Origin of the sequence: Mycobacterium sp. NPDC048908 (genome assembly GCF_043197955.1) — a bacterium.
In the GTDB taxonomy this organism is placed as follows: Bacteria; Actinomycetota; Actinomycetes; order Mycobacteriales; family Mycobacteriaceae; genus Mycobacterium.
In genome coordinates, this window is the sequence record NZ_JBICUE010000019.1 from 29341 (window position 1) to 43526 (window position 14186).

At 66.0% G+C, this 14186-nt stretch carries 17 protein-coding genes; 10 read left to right on the forward strand and 7 right to left on the reverse strand.

The window, feature by feature from the left end; genetic code table 11:
* The first annotated feature begins 9 nt into the window (after nt 1-9).
* Nucleotides 10-1221, forward strand: coding sequence for a lipocalin-like domain-containing protein (locus tag ACGFK1_RS29465; RefSeq protein WP_393438112.1), 1212 nt, complete (start codon nt 10-12; stop codon nt 1219-1221).
* Between the two features lie 158 nt (nt 1222-1379).
* Nucleotides 1380-2378 carry an esterase family protein gene (locus ACGFK1_RS29470; RefSeq protein WP_393438115.1) on the forward strand — a complete coding sequence of 333 codons (999 nt, stop codon included), beginning with the start codon at nt 1380-1382 and terminating at the stop codon, nt 2376-2378.
* A 149-nt stretch (nt 2379-2527) separates the two neighbouring features.
* On the opposite strand, the gene ACGFK1_RS29475 is transcribed toward ACGFK1_RS29470, so the two are convergent.
* Nucleotides 2528-2929 (reverse strand): hypothetical protein, encoded by a 402-nt coding sequence (locus tag ACGFK1_RS29475; RefSeq protein ID WP_393438118.1) that lies wholly within the window; start codon nt 2927-2929, stop codon nt 2528-2530.
* A gap of 107 nt (nt 2930-3036) precedes the next feature.
* Between ACGFK1_RS29475 and ACGFK1_RS29480 the strand changes: the two genes are divergently transcribed.
* The 4 genes from ACGFK1_RS29480 (at nt 3037) to ACGFK1_RS29495 (ending at nt 5067) form a co-directional block, all read left to right on the forward strand.
* Entirely contained in the window at nt 3037-3837 is an 801-nt protein-coding gene (locus ACGFK1_RS29480) for a nuclear transport factor 2 family protein (RefSeq protein ID WP_393438121.1), read from the forward strand.
* 39 nt (nt 3838-3876) lie between these two features.
* Nucleotides 3877-4059 (forward strand): hypothetical protein, encoded by a 183-nt coding sequence (locus ACGFK1_RS29485; protein WP_393438123.1) that lies wholly within the window; start codon nt 3877-3879, stop codon nt 4057-4059.
* Nucleotides 4060-4126: 67 nt separating this feature from the next.
* Nucleotides 4127-4690: a hypothetical protein gene (locus tag ACGFK1_RS29490; RefSeq protein ID WP_393438126.1), complete on the forward strand. Its 564-nt coding sequence runs from the start codon at nt 4127-4129 to the stop codon at nt 4688-4690.
* Nucleotides 4691-4701: 11 nt separating this feature from the next.
* Nucleotides 4702-5067, forward strand: a complete 366-nt coding sequence (locus ACGFK1_RS29495) for a DUF732 domain-containing protein (RefSeq protein WP_393438129.1) — start codon at nt 4702-4704, stop codon at nt 5065-5067.
* On the opposite strand, the gene ACGFK1_RS29500 is transcribed toward ACGFK1_RS29495, so the two are convergent.
* The 5 genes from ACGFK1_RS29500 to ACGFK1_RS29520 form a co-directional block, all read right to left on the reverse strand.
* The gene (locus ACGFK1_RS29500) at nt 5031-5834 is read right to left on the reverse strand and encodes an SGNH/GDSL hydrolase family protein (protein ID WP_393438131.1); all 804 of its coding nucleotides are present in this window, start codon (nt 5832-5834) and stop codon (nt 5031-5033) included. The genes ACGFK1_RS29495 and ACGFK1_RS29500 overlap by 37 nt on opposite strands.
* A gap of 9 nt (nt 5835-5843) precedes the next feature.
* The gene (locus ACGFK1_RS29505; RefSeq protein ID WP_393438133.1) at nt 5844-6794 is read right to left on the reverse strand and encodes an ankyrin repeat domain-containing protein; all 951 of its coding nucleotides are present in this window, start codon (nt 6792-6794) and stop codon (nt 5844-5846) included.
* A gap of 75 nt (nt 6795-6869) precedes the next feature.
* Entirely contained in the window at nt 6870-7175 is a 306-nt protein-coding gene (locus tag ACGFK1_RS29510) for a hypothetical protein (RefSeq protein ID WP_393438135.1), read from the reverse strand.
* Nucleotides 7176-7482: 307 nt separating this feature from the next.
* On the reverse strand, nt 7483-8289 hold the full coding sequence (locus ACGFK1_RS29515; RefSeq protein ID WP_393438137.1) for a hypothetical protein: 807 nt from the start codon (nt 8287-8289) through the stop codon (nt 7483-7485).
* A 14-nt stretch (nt 8290-8303) separates the two neighbouring features.
* Nucleotides 8304-8912, reverse strand: coding sequence for a TetR/AcrR family transcriptional regulator (locus ACGFK1_RS29520; RefSeq protein ID WP_393438140.1), 609 nt, complete (start codon nt 8910-8912; stop codon nt 8304-8306).
* Between the two features lie 68 nt (nt 8913-8980).
* On the opposite strand from ACGFK1_RS29520, the gene ACGFK1_RS29525 reads away from it, so the two are divergent.
* Genes ACGFK1_RS29525 through ACGFK1_RS29535 form a run of 3 tightly spaced genes read left to right on the forward strand, consistent with a single transcriptional unit; the run spans nt 8981 to nt 11391 of the window.
* A complete protein-coding gene (locus tag ACGFK1_RS29525; protein ID WP_393438143.1) occupies nt 8981-9838 on the forward strand; it encodes a hypothetical protein in 858 nt (285 codons plus the stop codon).
* A 17-nt stretch (nt 9839-9855) separates the two neighbouring features.
* Nucleotides 9856-11166, forward strand: a complete 1311-nt coding sequence (locus ACGFK1_RS29530) for an NAD(P)/FAD-dependent oxidoreductase (protein ID WP_393438146.1) — start codon at nt 9856-9858, stop codon at nt 11164-11166.
* A gap of 33 nt (nt 11167-11199) precedes the next feature.
* Nucleotides 11200-11391 carry a hypothetical protein gene (locus ACGFK1_RS29535; protein WP_393438148.1) on the forward strand — a complete coding sequence of 64 codons (192 nt, stop codon included), beginning with the start codon at nt 11200-11202 and terminating at the stop codon, nt 11389-11391.
* Here the strand turns inward: ACGFK1_RS29535 and ACGFK1_RS29540 are convergent.
* Nucleotides 11388-12065, reverse strand: a complete 678-nt coding sequence (locus ACGFK1_RS29540) for a TetR/AcrR family transcriptional regulator (protein ID WP_393438151.1) — start codon at nt 12063-12065, stop codon at nt 11388-11390. The two genes, ACGFK1_RS29535 and ACGFK1_RS29540, sit on opposite strands and share 4 nt — an antisense overlap.
* A gap of 170 nt (nt 12066-12235) precedes the next feature.
* On the opposite strand from ACGFK1_RS29540, the gene ACGFK1_RS29545 reads away from it, so the two are divergent.
* Entirely contained in the window at nt 12236-14185 is a 1950-nt protein-coding gene (locus ACGFK1_RS29545; RefSeq protein ID WP_393438154.1) for a dipeptide ABC transporter ATP-binding protein, read from the forward strand.
* Nucleotide 14186 lies beyond the last annotated feature (1 nt).

Consider the following 14186-nt stretch of genomic DNA (forward strand, 5'->3'; position numbering starts at 1 on the left):
GCAGGTATCGTGGACTCCACCGATTGGCACCGGTACCCGTTCGAACTGGTGCCGGGCGACCCGCAGTTGTCGTTTCCGGCCGCCGAAGGCAATCACGACGACTTCGAATCCGACACCTGGTTCATCGCGGGTGAGCTGACCTCCGAGGGCGGGCGACACTTCGCCTTCTTGACGATCTTCAACAAGAACCGGCCGGGCGGGACGATCGTCGCCGACTTTCACACCTTCGCGCTGTTCGACTTGGACAGCGGCGAGTACGACACCTTCACCGACTACGACATGCCGCCCGCCAATATGATTCAGGGGGCGCAACCCAAGCTGGCCGCCGCGAGAGGGCATCTCGACCTGACGTATGACAGCAGCGCTGGCCGCGCGGTGTGGCGGACGTGTCGCGATCGGCACGGCCTGCTGATTCCGTACACCTACGACGTCAGCCTGACCGGGGTGGACGCGCGTGGCGAGGCCATGCGACTTGAGCTGCACGTCACCCCGTCTCGCGCCCCCGTTCCCCTTGGTGCGGCCGCGTACAACGGCAAGGTCGAATGCTTCGGCCAGGCCGCGACGTACTCCTACTTTCAGACCCGGATGACGATGACGGGAAGGCTGCGCTGGGGCGCGGTCGACGAGCCGGTGACCGGCCACACCGGCCACGTCGACCGGCAGTGGTTCCCGTTGGTGGCCAACGACGGCGGACCGACAGGTGACATCCGCTCCCGGGCGCACGAGTGGCGCACCATCAACCTCGACAACGGTGTGGACCTGTCTGTCTGGCGGCAATTCGACCGCACCGATCACAATGCGTTGCAACCATTTTCAGGAGCGACGACGAGCTCCCCGGACGGTGCGCCGGAATACGCCGACGATATCGAGGTCACCATCGACAGTTATGTCCGTTGGCCCGACCACGTCACGACGTTGGTGCCGCCGCCGTCGGCGGTGCGCTACATGCCAGATCGACACAGGTTGACGTCGCAGCGCCTCGACCTGGATCTGGTCGGCGAACCGCTGGTGCCCGCGCCGGCGCACGGGCTGCCGCTGGAATACATGGAAGGTCCGTTTCGGTATCGCGGCACGCATCGCGGTCAACCGGTCGGTGGCTTCGCGTTCTACGAGCGATCGCTCGCGCTGTACCGCGATTGGGAACTGGCCGAGGTGGCCGCGGCGGCAAACCCCGCCGAACGTGAACTCGTGCTCGAAGAGATCGCAAGATCTCGCGCATAGCCTCACGTTCGGCGGGGCAGCGCCTCCTCCCACATAACCCGCCATTCTTGTTGTTTTTACGATGATTGCCAACTGTCTGCGAAAAATGGCAGGTGACATCTCTGTAACGCGTATCGTCCGCTGAATCCGGGTTCGGGGCTGAGATCAGGGGGGCGATCATGGCGATCCTGGCGGGAGAGGTCAGCGGCTGGGTCAGACGGTTCGCGGTCACCGCGTTCGCGGCGGCGCTGATGCCTGGGTTGGTCGGGGCGGTCGGCCAGACCGCGGCGGCGAGGGCATATTCCAGCCCCGGGCTGCCCATCGAGTATCTCGAGGTGCCGTCGCAGGGCATGGGCCGCACTGTCAAAGTCGAGTTCATGAGCGGCGGTCCTGCCGCTCGCGCGGTGTACGTCCTGGACAGCATGGAGGCCGGGAACGACCTCAACGGCTGGGACATCAACACCAATCTGTTCGACTGGTACAACGGCTCGGGCCTGTCGATGGTGCTGCCGGTGGGCGGCAAATCCAGTTTCTACAGCGATTGGTACGCGCCCGCCGCCGGAAACGGCGGAACGCAAACCTACAAGTGGGAAACCTTCCTCACCCAGGAGCTACCCGCGTGGCTAGCGGCCAACAAGGGCACGCCGCAGACCGGAAACGCCGTCGTCGGGTTCTCCATGGGCGGGTCTTCGGCCCTGATCCTGGCCGCCTTCCATCCGCAACAGTTCGCCTACGCCGGGTCGCTTTCGGGCTTCTTGAACCTGTCGGCCGACCCTGGACAGGTGGGCATCGCGATGATGTGGAACGGCGGCTTCAGCCGCGAGGCGATGTGGGGCGCGCCGGGCGACCCCGCCTGGGCCCGCAACGATCCCACGGTGCAAGCGGGCAGGCTGGCCGCCAACGGCACCCGGCTGTGGATCTATTGCGGCAGCGGAACGCCGACCGACCCGGCGCTGGCCAGCCCTGACGCGCCGATCGGGGGCCTGGGCTTCTTGGAGGGGATGGCGATCGACTCCAACCACACGTTCGCTGACGCCTACATCGCCGCAGGCGGCAACAACGCAGTGTTCAACTTCACCGACGGCATCCACGCCTGGGGTTACGCAGGCCAGCAGCTGCAACAGATGAAGCCCGATATTCAGCGAGTGCTCGGCGCGTCACCTGCCGCACAGTCGTAACCCGTTGGATGACGCACGACCGTATCGCGTTGGGCCCGTTACGTTTACGACACAACTATGCGGCGCGCCTGCACGTGCCGAACAACGGTTCTTTGACAGCGCAGGCCCGTCAGTTCCCACGGGTGCGACTGCGCGACTGGTTCGGCTAGCTACTCGGCTGTGTCGGAAGGGGTGTCGGGGGCGTCCAGCACGCTGACCGCGATGCCGTAGGGCAAGAAGCGCACCTTGCGCTTCGGATCGGTGTTGGTCTTGTTGGCGCGAAGCGCGTCCAGTTCAGTCGGATAAACCTGCTCGATGTGTGCGCCACCGTCGTCGTCGACCGTATAGATGGCCCAAACCCCGTCACCGGTCTCGCCGGTGGTCTCCGGTTCTGTCCTGCGCCGCGATTGCTGGGTGAACTCCTCGAACAGAGTGGCCCAGCCTGCCCGCTCACCGGATGTGGTGAAGAACCTGCTGACTCCGTCGAGCGCGTCGCGAAGCCCTTCGCCCGCCTCACGGACCACCCGGTCGAATTCCTCGGGGTCGATCCCGAAGGGTCCGTTGCTGCTCATTGTGGTTCCTCCTGCCAGCTATGCACCGCAGCGTTGCGGTAACCCCAGTGTGCCTGCGCTGGGCGAAGTAGTCGACTGAGGCCAGCGCCGGGTGGTAGGCAACCCATATGGCATTCACGCGCGCCGACATCCTGGCGGCCGCCGAGCGTTCCCCTGCGGCCGCCGGTGCGCGCGACCGCGAGGCCTGGGTCGGTCTCTTCGCCACGGACGGGCGCGTCGAGGATCCGGTCGGCTCCGCGCCGCATCTGGGAATCGGCGCGATCGGGCGCTTCTACGACACGTTCATCGGCCCACGCGTGATCAGGTTCCACCCGGACGTCGACATCGTCGTCGGCCGCACTGTCGTCCGGGACGGGGAACTGGAAGTGACAATGGCCTCGACGCTGACCCTCAACGTGCCGGTCTACATCCGTTACGACATGAAGGACGACGGCGGAGAACTGAAACTCACTGCGTTGTCAGCTTTTTGGGAGCTTCCCGCGATGGTGGGACAGTTTTTGCGCGGCGGCGTCCGGGCGGTACCCGCAGGCCTTCAACTGTCGAAGCTGTTGATCAGTAATCAGGGGCTGGTCGGCACGCTCGGCTTCCTTGGCGGCCTGCGAGGGATGAGCGGCGGCGCCAAGGCAGTGGTCGCGCGGTTTCTGGATGCGGCCTGCGCCGGCGACGAAGTGGGCATGCGCAGGAGTCTCGCCGGCCAGGTCCGGATCACCAGCGGCGACGACATGGCGTTGAGCGCAGGCGACCTGCTGCGGCATTTGTCGGGGGCGCGGTGGCGAAAGCTCATCGGATCCGGTAACTCCGTCGTCGCGGCCACTGAGCGGGCCGGGCAGCGCAGCGTCGTCTTCGCCGAAGTGGCAGGCGAACCCGTTGCCATCACGCGGATCCGTGTGTTCAGCGAGGCGGCGTGATTCGTTTCACCGATTACTTGCCGGGGTAGACCGGTGCGCATGATCCGGCACAAGGACGATGACGACAGCGAACAGGACGTCGCCGATGACGACGGGGTCGCCGCTTCCCGCGCCGGCAAAAGTGACGACGACGACGGCACCTACGTGGGCCGGACAAGTTCCGACGACGCGATCGACGCCGGCGAAACAGGTGCCGAGGCGCGCAGCGAGCAGCACGGCTAGTCGCCGTCGTCTCGATTCGGTGGTGTTGTCGCCGTTGAGTCGACGGACGTGAGACGGTTACAGCACCATGGACGCCGATGACTACATGACCTACGAACAGTTCGGCCGCAAGTTCTTCGAAACCGCGGTCAGCGAAGACCGGGTCTGCGGAGCGATCGCCGCGATCGCGGGAGACGCTTTCGAAATGGGGCCGATGGGGCAGGGCCCCGGGAAGATCGCGAAGGTCACCGCCAAAGTCAGGATCATGGATCCCCGGGTCAAGCGCACGGTGGCCGAGTTGATCACCTTCGACATCCGGATTCCGCTGGAGATCGACATGGTTGTCGACCTGCGCATCGACCGGCCCAAGTTCATGGTGTTCGGCGAGATCACGCTGCGCGCGACGGCGCGGGCAGCCGAGCCGCTGTTGTTGATTCTCGACGTCGAGAAGCCGCGATCATCGGACATCTCCATTCACGTCACGTCCAAGTCGCTGCGCGCTGAGTTGGTGCGCATCCTCGGCAACATCGACGCCGAGATCAAGCGATTCATCGCCGCCCACGTGTCAGGCGAGATCGACAGCCCCGAATCACAACAGGCCAAGGTCATCGACGTCGCCACCAGCATCGATGCGGCCTGGACCGGCGTCTGACGTACGCTGCCTTGGTGCTGCGCAGACGAACCGTCCTTGCCCTGTCCGCCGGTGTGTTGGCTTCCGGGTTGGTGGGCGCCGCGCCTGCGCAGGCCGACACGCCCGATGACTCGTTTCTGTCCGCGCTGACCGACGCCGGTATCGGGGCTGCCGACCCGGCCAATGCCGAGGCACTGGGGCAACAGGTGTGCCCGATGCTTGCCCAGCCCGGTCAGACGGCCGCCGACGTCGCCGCCAAGGTCGCCGATGCCGGCGGGATGTCGCTGGGCCCGGCGACCATGTTCACCGGTATCGCCATCTCGTTGTTCTGCCCGACAGCGGTGTCGTCGATCGCCAACGGTCAGCCGCCGATTCCGCTCGGACTGCTGGGCTTCTGACCCACGACGGGTTCCAGTCGCGGGCGTCTGGGGCCGCGGCCATCTCCCGACGACCGGCCGCGCACGTGCCGCCACAGCCACGGCATCAGCATGTTGTTCGTCCACAGCGCCTGAGAACGCGCCTGCGACCAGACTGTCTGACGGCTGGGGCCGCCATCGGACCCTGCCCAATCATGGTTGCTGCCAGGAAGTTTCAAGGCTTCGGCGGCCGCCGCGGCGAACAGTTCGTGGCCCTTGGGGGAGCCGTGCACACGGTCTGCGCTCCAGGTGTCTGGATTCGTCATCGACGGCGCGGTGTAGAGGTCAACAAGCCGGAATCCGTACCGCCCGGCGGCTGTCCTGATTTCAGCGTTGATGCGCAATACGCGCGACGCGAGGAATCTGCCGATCGGAATGATCTTCGGAATGTCCGGGAAGGTCGTCGTGACGATGGTCGCACCCGACACTGCCAACCGCGAGTAGAGCTCCCTGAGTTCGTTCATAGCGGGGTCGAAATGCGGTCCCGGCCGGGTGACGTCGTTCATCCCGATACAGACCGTGATGAGGTCGGGGTTCATGCCAAGCGCCTCGGGAAGCTGGTCGTCCAGCAGATCGCGGATCCGCCTGCCACGCACCGCGAGGTTCGCGTAGGCCAGCCCGGGGTAGTGGCCGTCGATGAGTGCTGCGAGCCGGTCGGCGAACCCGCGCAATCCCGCCGCATCGTCGCCGTCCCAGAGTCCCTCGGTTTGGCTGTCACCCATCGCGACATAACGCGAATACCTCGGCACACCGCGACTCTAACCGCGCAGCGCGGCTTCTACCTGCGCCGCCCCGGCGTCGGCTGCAGATCTGCGGTGCCCGTCCGTCACCACGGCTCCTCCGGCGCGCAGGATGTCGATGACGTCGGTGACGTCATCGGCGCGATACCCGCAGTAGCGCGCGCCGACGGCCGCCCACCAGGGCAGCAGCGCGTCGAGGCCGGCGCTGGCGTCCGCGCCGAGCTCGACCAACGCGGCCACCGTAGCGGGCAGGATCCTCCGGGCGGCGTGCCCGATCGGCCGGCCGCCGCTGGTGGTCAGGGCATCAATGTCGGCCCCCGCGTGCACGAGCGCACGAACGAGTTCAGCGTTCACGTTGTCGTTCTTGCCGTCGAGCACGTGCAGCGGTGACGCACCGTCGGAGTCGGTGAGGTCAGGGCGAGTGCCTTTGGCTAGTGCGTGCGCGAGCGCGACGGTGCGGCCGAGCCGAACGATCTCATGCAGGATCGTCGTGAACCTCTCGCCGCGAGCCGACAGTTCGATGCGCCGGCCCGGGTCGGCGCCCGCATCGATCAGCGCGACGACGATGCCCGCGCTTGACGAGCGCACACCGTACCAAAGCGGTGAGGCGCCACAGGGATCGACGGGATCGGGCTCAGCGCCCCAGGCGAGCAGCTCGATCACTTCCGTGCTGCCGCTGCACGCCCGCCGGAAGAGATCGAGAACCTCGGTCGGCAGCGGAGTCGTCCAGGCCGGCGGGTCGACACCCAGAGCGCTGAGCACCATCAGTGCGCCCGCCCGCTTGTCGCCGAGGTCGTACCACGGCCACGGGCCCTGACCCTTGGCGACGAAGTCGACGACGGCGATGCGCGACTCTTCGGTGATTGCCTTGCCACCGTCGGTGTAGGACGACCAGAACACCAGTGCATCGCCGTCGCGCGAAACCGTCACGCTCGCCTGGCCCTCCTGGTAGCGCGCCAGTTCGATCACGGCTTCAGCATGTCCACAAGCATGCCCAAACACAAAGGAGGGGCACCCGATCGGGCGCCCCTCCTCGCGAAGATCTCACTTGACGTCGACGTAGACCGTCTTGTCGGTGACGGTGGTGAAGATGTCGTTGCCCGCGCCCGCGACCCCGGTGTCCGTGCGGGAGAACGTCTGACCGGGCCGAACGGCCACCACGGTGGCCTGATCCAACGGGGTGGTGCCGATCCGGTTCACGATCACGGTATAGCCGTCTGCCTGTAGTTCGTTGATGGTTTGTGCAGCGCTGCCAGGACCTGACGGCGCCGCGGCTGCCGGAGCTGCCAGTCCGATGATCGCGGCGGCAGTACCGCCGACGATCGAAGCGGCAATTCCGAACTTCTTCATCGTGGGTCCTTTCGTATTATGTCTAGACCTTTGAACTGGCAGGTCAGCCATTTGATTCCGTTTCCTGCCCGTTCGTGATGACCATCACGGCCGATCGGTGACCGCGCTGTTCACTGATAGATAGGCGGCGAGGTTTCACCTTTCGTAGACGCGACAACGGGCCGATGTGTGAGATGTGCGCTGGACCGGGATACCAGACAGAGCCATGAGTTTCCGAGACCGCCTGGCCCGCATGCACATTGGTGTAGTGACATTCGACACCGTGACGCTGCGGTACCCGACGCCCTGGCCGCGAGTGCGCGTGCGCTTAGAAGAACCGCCCGATCCTGGTCAGGTTCAGTGGCACACCAACGACGCTGAGTTGATTGAGGATGTCCTCCAGGCGTTTTCGCGGAATGTCCATTCGCCATTCCGTCAGCGTGCCCGTCAGGCGCACTACGCCGGGCGCGAAGCTGATGCCGGTCAGGATCAGTCCGTGCGGCAATTGCGGAAGCCGCACCGGATACGCGGGTGCGCGCTCAGGCAACCGCATGCGCGACCGGCGAATCACCAGGCCGCGCGGCTTGAGCCACAGCGTCGAGCCGTCGAGGTGCGCATCGACCTCGACGTTGCCGAGCAGGGGTCTGGCGGCCAGGCGCAGCCGTGCGACGCCATCGGCACCGATGTCGCCTGCGAGTCGCGGGGCCGCCCATCGGAACAACTCGTCAAGCACTGGCGCCGGAATCTCGAGCGTGAGCTCGACGGGGGCGGCCACCAGCACCGGCGGGGTTGTCGGCTTCATGTGCACGTTGTGCAGCACCGCGGTGGCCCGGTCGAAATGGCTGTCGTTCCACCAGATATCGCGCGACCCGAGCCGGACGTCGTTGAGTTGGCCGACGGAGAGCCCGCGCACATCGAGCCGTGAATCGAACTCGGTGATCGTCAGCGTGAGGTCGCCGTCATCCAGTCGGACGGACAGCCGCCGTCCAACCACCAATCGCCGCACGGTCATGAACAACGTGCGGTAAGCGGCCGCCGCTCCGGTACTCACCGGCGCGACTGCCGCTGTCGACCACAGCGACGCCAACATGTCGAGCGGCCGGAACGGGTCGAACCCGCGCAGCGGACGCGTCATGCGCCCAGCCTCCCTCATCCAGGCGACGGAGTGAAGCTCGACAGCAACGCTCGCATCGACTTGGCGACCGCGTGCCGCGTTTCAACTGGATCGGCCGAGTTGGCGATCAGCATCGCGCCGCGGGTGAGGGCGCCGAGCAACAGCCGGGTGGCGGTCTCGGGATCGTCGATGGTGATCGTGCCTGCCTCCGCGGCTGCCGTCAGGGCGTGCACGATCACTTTGTGCGCATACCGTTCGTCGAGTTCGGTGTAGCGGGCAAGGCCGAGCACCGCGGGCCCGTCGACGATCAGGATGCGCTGCATATCCGGTTGCAGCACACCGTCGAGAAAAGCGTCGAAGCCGCGGGCCAGCTCATCGATGCCGTCTGACGCACCTTGCGCCGCGCTGGTGGACGCGGTCATCAGGTCGGTATGCGCGTCGAGGAAGACAGCCTCGAAAAGCGCTGTCTTGGTGGGGAAGTGGTGGTACAGCGCGCCGGTGGTGACGCGCGCTTCGCGGGCCAGGTCCTCGACAGAGGTGGCACGGAAGCCGTTCTCACCGAAGAGCTTGCGGCCGGCCGCGACCAGCGCGGCCCGCGTCTGCGCGACCTGTTCGGCGCGCAGCGAGGCGGGCTGGTCTGACATGTCTGCTCCTCATCTTCACAACGACAACAATCTATTGACATAGTGCCATTATGTGAAATAGTTGCCCTATGACATCCGCTTCCCTCGATCTGCGCGGGCCGGCCGAAGATGCCCGTCGGGCCTATGGCCCCACCCTCACCGCGTTGCGCGCCGCGGTGGCGCGCAACGCCGACCTCTGGCGACACGTCGAAACGCCCGACTCACCCGCACCCGGCCTGGCCTGGACCGCGGCCGAGACGGCTGCACACGTAATCGGGGACCTCCGTGACTACGCCCAGGCACTGACACGGCACGCCGGTGGCTACATGACCCACGCCAATCCGTCGACGGAATCGCCATCGGCGCTCAGCGCCCGGGTCAACGCCCGGCACCTCGAAGAGGTGCCCGAGCGCAACCTGCACCGGCTCGCCGACACACTCGAGGCGGCAACCGACGCCTACCTGAACGTCGCGTCGAGCGCCGACTCCCATGCCGAGATCGCCACGCCCAACGGATTGGTGATCGCTCCGCCGACCATGGCGGCTCTGTTGCTGGGCGAGCAACTGATCCACGGCCTCGACATCGCACGCACTGCCGGGATTGAGTGGCCGATCGCCACGGCCGATGCGCTTCTGGTGTTTCCCGGCGCGCTGGCTGTGATGCCGCACTATCTGCGGCCGCGGCGCGCGGCAGGCGTGCACGCCAGCTTCGAGTTGCGGATGCGTGGCGGGCCGAGTTACCGGATGGCGGTCGACGGCGGTAAGGCTGTCGTCAGCGCCGCAGGGCCGCGGGCCGATTGCGTGATCACGGCGGACCCGGTGGCCTTCCTGTTGCTCGGCTACGGCCGAATCGGGCAGTTGTCACCGGTGCTTCGCGGCCAGCTTCGTCCAGGTGGGCGCAGGCCGTGGTTGGCGATGAAGTTCGGCACGCTGCTGTACAACCCCTGACACGTAATGTGGGGGCGGTGACGTCTGTGGTTATCGTCGGCAGCGGGTTCACTGGCTTCGAGTGCGCCCGTCATCTGGCCAGAAAGCTTCGCAAACACGACCCGTCGGTGGACATATCGATCATTTCGCCGGTGGACTACATGCTCTACACCCCGCTGCTGCCTGACGTCGCGGGAGGTCTGGTGGATGCGCGCTTCGTCGCGATCCCGCTCGCCAACGCGCTTCGGGGCGTTCAGCAGATCCGCGGCCGGGTCGACGAGGTCGACTTCGATCAGCGCACGGTGACGTTCACCGACCCTGAAGAACGTGCTCGCACACTGTCTTGGGATCGCTTGGTCCTCACGCCGGGTTCGGTGACCAGGCTGTTCGACGTGCCGGGTCTGGCCGAGCACGCACGCGGGCTGAAATCGACGGCCGAGGCGCTGTATCTGCGCGACCACGTGCTCGAGCAACTGGAACTGGCCGACGTCGACGACGATCCCGGCCGGGCCGCGGCACGGCGCACGATCGTGGTGGTCGGGGCGTCGTATTCGGGCACCGAATTGGCGGTCCAGTTGCGGGCCCTTGCCGACTCCGCGGCCAAACAGATCAACTTCGACCCCGCGTCGGTCAAGTTCATCCTGCTGGACCTCGCCGAGCAGGTGATGCCCGAGGTGGGCGAGAAACTGGGTGCCGCGGCACAGCGTGTGCTGCAAACGCGCGGCATCGACGTCCGGCTTGGTGTCACGCTGAAGGAAGTGCATCCCGAACATGTTGTGCTCAGCGATGATTCGCTGGTCCGCACGCACACCGTCGCGTGGGTTACCGGCGTGACCGGTGCGCCGTTGATCGAAAAGCTGGGCCTGCCGACCGAGAAGGGCAGGCTGAAGGTGGACACCCAGTTGCAGGTGCTCGACCATTCGGGTGTGTTCTCGGCCGGTGATGCGGCGGCGGTGCCCGATGTCACTCAACCGGGCAAGATCACCCCGCCGACCGCACAACATGCCACCCGGCAAGGAAAAGTGTTGGCGCACAACGTCGCTGCCAGCCTGGGCTACGGCACGATGAAGACCTACAAGCACCGGAACATGGGATTGGTGGTCGACCTCGGCCCCCATCGGGCCGTCGCGAACCCCCTCAACATCCAGCTGTCCGGATTTCCGGCGAAGGCCGTCACCCGCCTCTACCACCTGTATGCGATTCCCCGATTCGTGAACCGTTGGGCGGTGTCGTTGGCCTACCTGACCGACGTGTTCTTCGACCGCTCGGTGGTGTCGATGGGCCTCGCCTCGGAGCAGGATGCGCAGTTCTCCGCCAGTGAGGGCATTCCGATGCCCAAAGTGGATTGATTCAACTCACCCGCGGCTGGGAACGCTACGCACATGGCTACGTATCGTGTGTTGAACCCGAAGGGTGAGGTCGTCGACACCAAGGACATCGAGAGCGCCGACGACGCGCATGCCTGGTTCGTCGACCAGAAGGCCAATCCGGAACTGGGTTGGCGAATGGAAGTCAAGGCTGACGACGGCCACTGGGCGTTCTTCGATGACAGCGAGGGCGACCGCAAGTACTAGCCGGTATCCGCGTGCCGCGCCAATTCCAGCTGACTTCGCGCGCGCAATGCAGGCGCCGCGCTGTCCGGCATGCCCAGCACCCTGATGCACGCATCTGCGACATGGTCGGGAAGGCGGGTGCGCTCATGACCAGGCGGCGTGTTCCACATGTTGACCAACGACTCGACCAATCGGAAGGGTAGGTCGGCGGCCGCCTCATCCACTCCGGTGTCCACGACAATGGACTTACTCACGGCCAGGTAATGCAGGCGCAGCCGTTCCCGATCCGACCAGAACGGCTCCAGTCGAGCTCCTCGCAATTCGGGTTGCAGATACAACGCGCCCAGATTCCACCGACCCTCCAACAACTGACGGCCGTCGAACAGGGCGAGCGAGTGCAGGTGCTCGGCTGAGCTGAGGGTTGGCCTGGCGGCCGACAAGCGGTCGGCGAGTAGCAAGGTCGGCGTCACGGTTTGACTCAGTAACGCGCAGAGGATGTCGTCCTTGGTCTTGAAGTAGTGGTAGAGCGACGCCTGCCGGATGCCCACCGCCTCGGCGATGGTGCGCGTCGACGTCCCCAGGTAGCCCAGAGTCGTGAACAATTCGCCTGCGGCATCGAGGATCTCGTCCCGCGCTGTCAACCCGGGCCGTCGCTGGGTCGTCAGCCGCGGCCTGCCGGCGCGAGTCATCGCCATGGTCCCATCGTGACCCACTGAACAGCGGATATGCGTTTCTGTCACACGACAGAAACGCGCGACACGAATCGGTTACGTGGCGCCGGGTTTTGGTTACGCAGGCGACACCCACCGCCTCAGGCCGCACTGAAAACTGTCAAGTGACAGGCCGGGGGTGCTAGGAGCGGTGGATGAGTAGCGCAGTGTCTGAAGTCGACGCGCAGTCGTCGACAGCTCATGCGCAGGTGGCGGCGATCACCGACCTGCACGTCACGTTTCGCCGCAACGGCCGGGATGTGCATGCGCTGCGCGGCGTGTCGCTGGACATCGCGCCGGGTGAAATCCTGGGCCTGGTCGGCGAATCGGGGTCGGGTAAGAGCGTGCTTGGTTTCACCATGCTGGGTTTGTTGTCACATGCGCGGGTGCAAGGCTCGGTGGTCGTCACGGGCAGCGACATGGTGACCGGCGATGCGAAGACGTTGCGTAAAGTGCGCCGCCTTGACCTCGGCGCGGTCTTCCAGGACCCTATGACGTCGCTGAACCCGACGATGAGAATCGGCAGGCAAGTGGCCGAGGCCGCCGGCAGCAACGAACAAGCGCTCAAGCTGCTGACCGCCGTCGGTATCCCGGACCCGAAGCGACGCTTCCGCGCGTACCCGCACGAGCTGTCCGGCGGGCTGCGCCAGCGGGTGATGATCGCGATCGCGATCGCCGGTGACCCGGAATTGATCATCGCCGACGAGCCGACCACGGCGCTCGACGTCACCGTCCAGGCGCAAGTGTTGCGGTTGCTGCTGCGACTACGTGATGAAATCGGTTGCAGTATCGTGTTCATCACCCACGATCTTGGCGTGGCGGCGCAGATTTCGGACCGCATCGCGGTGCTCTATGCCGGTCGCATCGCCGAGATCGGGCCGACCGCCGACGTTCTGGGCACACCCGCGCACCCCTACACGCACGGACTACTGCGATCACGGTTGACCCTGAACACCGCGAGGCATCGCAAGCTCGCCGCACTGGCCGGGTCGGTGCCAAGCCCGGTCGCTCCGCTGCCGGGATGCGCGTTCGCTCCGCGCTGTGTGCTGTCCACCACGGCATGCGAGAAAACACCTCCAGAACCTGTTGCCGTTTCGCCGGACCGCGTCAGCGCCTGCATCCTGCCGTTCGCCACCGTCACCGCCGAGCTCGGGTCGAGGCTGACGACGAGTACAGATGACGTCGACGAGCAATCGGCAGCCACCGAGTCGGCAGAGCCGCCCGTGGTGATGCTGCATGATGTGGTCAAGGCGTTCGGCAAACTGCAAGCGCTACGCGGGATTTCGCTGACCGTCGGGCACGGCGAATCGGTCGCGCTGGTCGGGGAGAGCGGATCGGGCAAGTCCACGCTGCTGCGCGTCATCGCGGGACTCGAGAACGCCACGTCGGGATCGGTTGCGCTGGCCGGCGATCAGCGACCGCAGATGGTGTTCCAGGATGCCGGCGCCTCGCTGACGCCGTGGCTCTCGGTCGGGGAGCTGATTTCCGAACGGTTGCGTGCAAACGGGAGGTCCCGCAGCCGAAGACAGGATCTGGTGGCCGAGGTGCTGCAGCGCGTCGGGCTGCCGCTGGATATCGCGAAGTCCCGCGCAGGCCAACTGTCCGGTGGACAACGGCAGCGGGTGTCGCTGGCGCGGGCGACGGTGGTGCCGCCGTCCGTGCTGCTGTGCGACGAACCGACCAGCGCGCTCGACGTTTCGCTGGCGGCTTCGGTGCTCAATCTGATCGGCGACCTTCGCCGCACCCTCGACATGTCCGTGGTGTTCGTCACGCACGACCTTTCGGTGGCCCGGGTGGTCGCCGACCGGATCGCGGTGATGTATCTGGGCCGCATCGTGGAAATCGGGCCCGCCGACGACGTCATCAACGACCCCGTACATCCCTATACCAGGGCGCTTGTCGACTCGATTCCCGATCTCGGTCGCGAATCACGCGTGCTGCCAGGCGAACCCGCCAGCCCGCTGTCGCCGCCCACCGGTTGCTCATTTCACCCGCGGTGCCCGATCGCGATCGACACGTGCGCCGAGAGCCAGCTTGACGTCAGGCTCGAGGGCGAGCCCGGACACCCCCATCAGGTCGCGTGCATCGAGCGGAAGGCGAGCTGAG

What these genes read in the sequence shown, in the direction of transcription:
- ACGFK1_RS29520 (WP_393438140.1), bottom strand. Translation starts at nt 8,912, where the DNA reads ATGTCAGACCAGCCCGCCTCGCTGCGCGCCGAACAGGTCGCGCAGACG.
- ACGFK1_RS29470 (WP_393438115.1), top strand. Translation starts at nt 1,380, where the DNA reads ATGGCGATCCTGGCGGGAGAGGTCAGCGGCTGGGTCAGACGGTTCGCG.
- ACGFK1_RS29485 (WP_393438123.1), top strand. Translation starts at nt 3,877, where the DNA reads ATGATCCGGCACAAGGACGATGACGACAGCGAACAGGACGTCGCCGAT.
- ACGFK1_RS29490 (WP_393438126.1), top strand. Translation starts at nt 4,127, where the DNA reads ATGGACGCCGATGACTACATGACCTACGAACAGTTCGGCCGCAAGTTC.
- ACGFK1_RS29545 (WP_393438154.1), top strand. Translation starts at nt 12,236, where the DNA reads ATGAGTAGCGCAGTGTCTGAAGTCGACGCGCAGTCGTCGACAGCTCAT.
- ACGFK1_RS29475 (WP_393438118.1), bottom strand. Translation starts at nt 2,929, where the DNA reads ATGAGCAGCAACGGACCCTTCGGGATCGACCCCGAGGAATTCGACCGG.
- ACGFK1_RS29510 (WP_393438135.1), bottom strand. Translation starts at nt 7,175, where the DNA reads ATGAAGAAGTTCGGAATTGCCGCTTCGATCGTCGGCGGTACTGCCGCC.
- ACGFK1_RS29535 (WP_393438148.1), top strand. Translation starts at nt 11,200, where the DNA reads ATGGCTACGTATCGTGTGTTGAACCCGAAGGGTGAGGTCGTCGACACC.
- ACGFK1_RS29525 (WP_393438143.1), top strand. Translation starts at nt 8,981, where the DNA reads ATGACATCCGCTTCCCTCGATCTGCGCGGGCCGGCCGAAGATGCCCGT.
- ACGFK1_RS29515 (WP_393438137.1), bottom strand. Translation starts at nt 8,289, where the DNA reads ATGACGCGTCCGCTGCGCGGGTTCGACCCGTTCCGGCCGCTCGACATG.
- ACGFK1_RS29540 (WP_393438151.1), bottom strand. Translation starts at nt 12,065, where the DNA reads ATGGCGATGACTCGCGCCGGCAGGCCGCGGCTGACGACCCAGCGACGG.
- ACGFK1_RS29480 (WP_393438121.1), top strand. Translation starts at nt 3,037, where the DNA reads ATGGCATTCACGCGCGCCGACATCCTGGCGGCCGCCGAGCGTTCCCCT.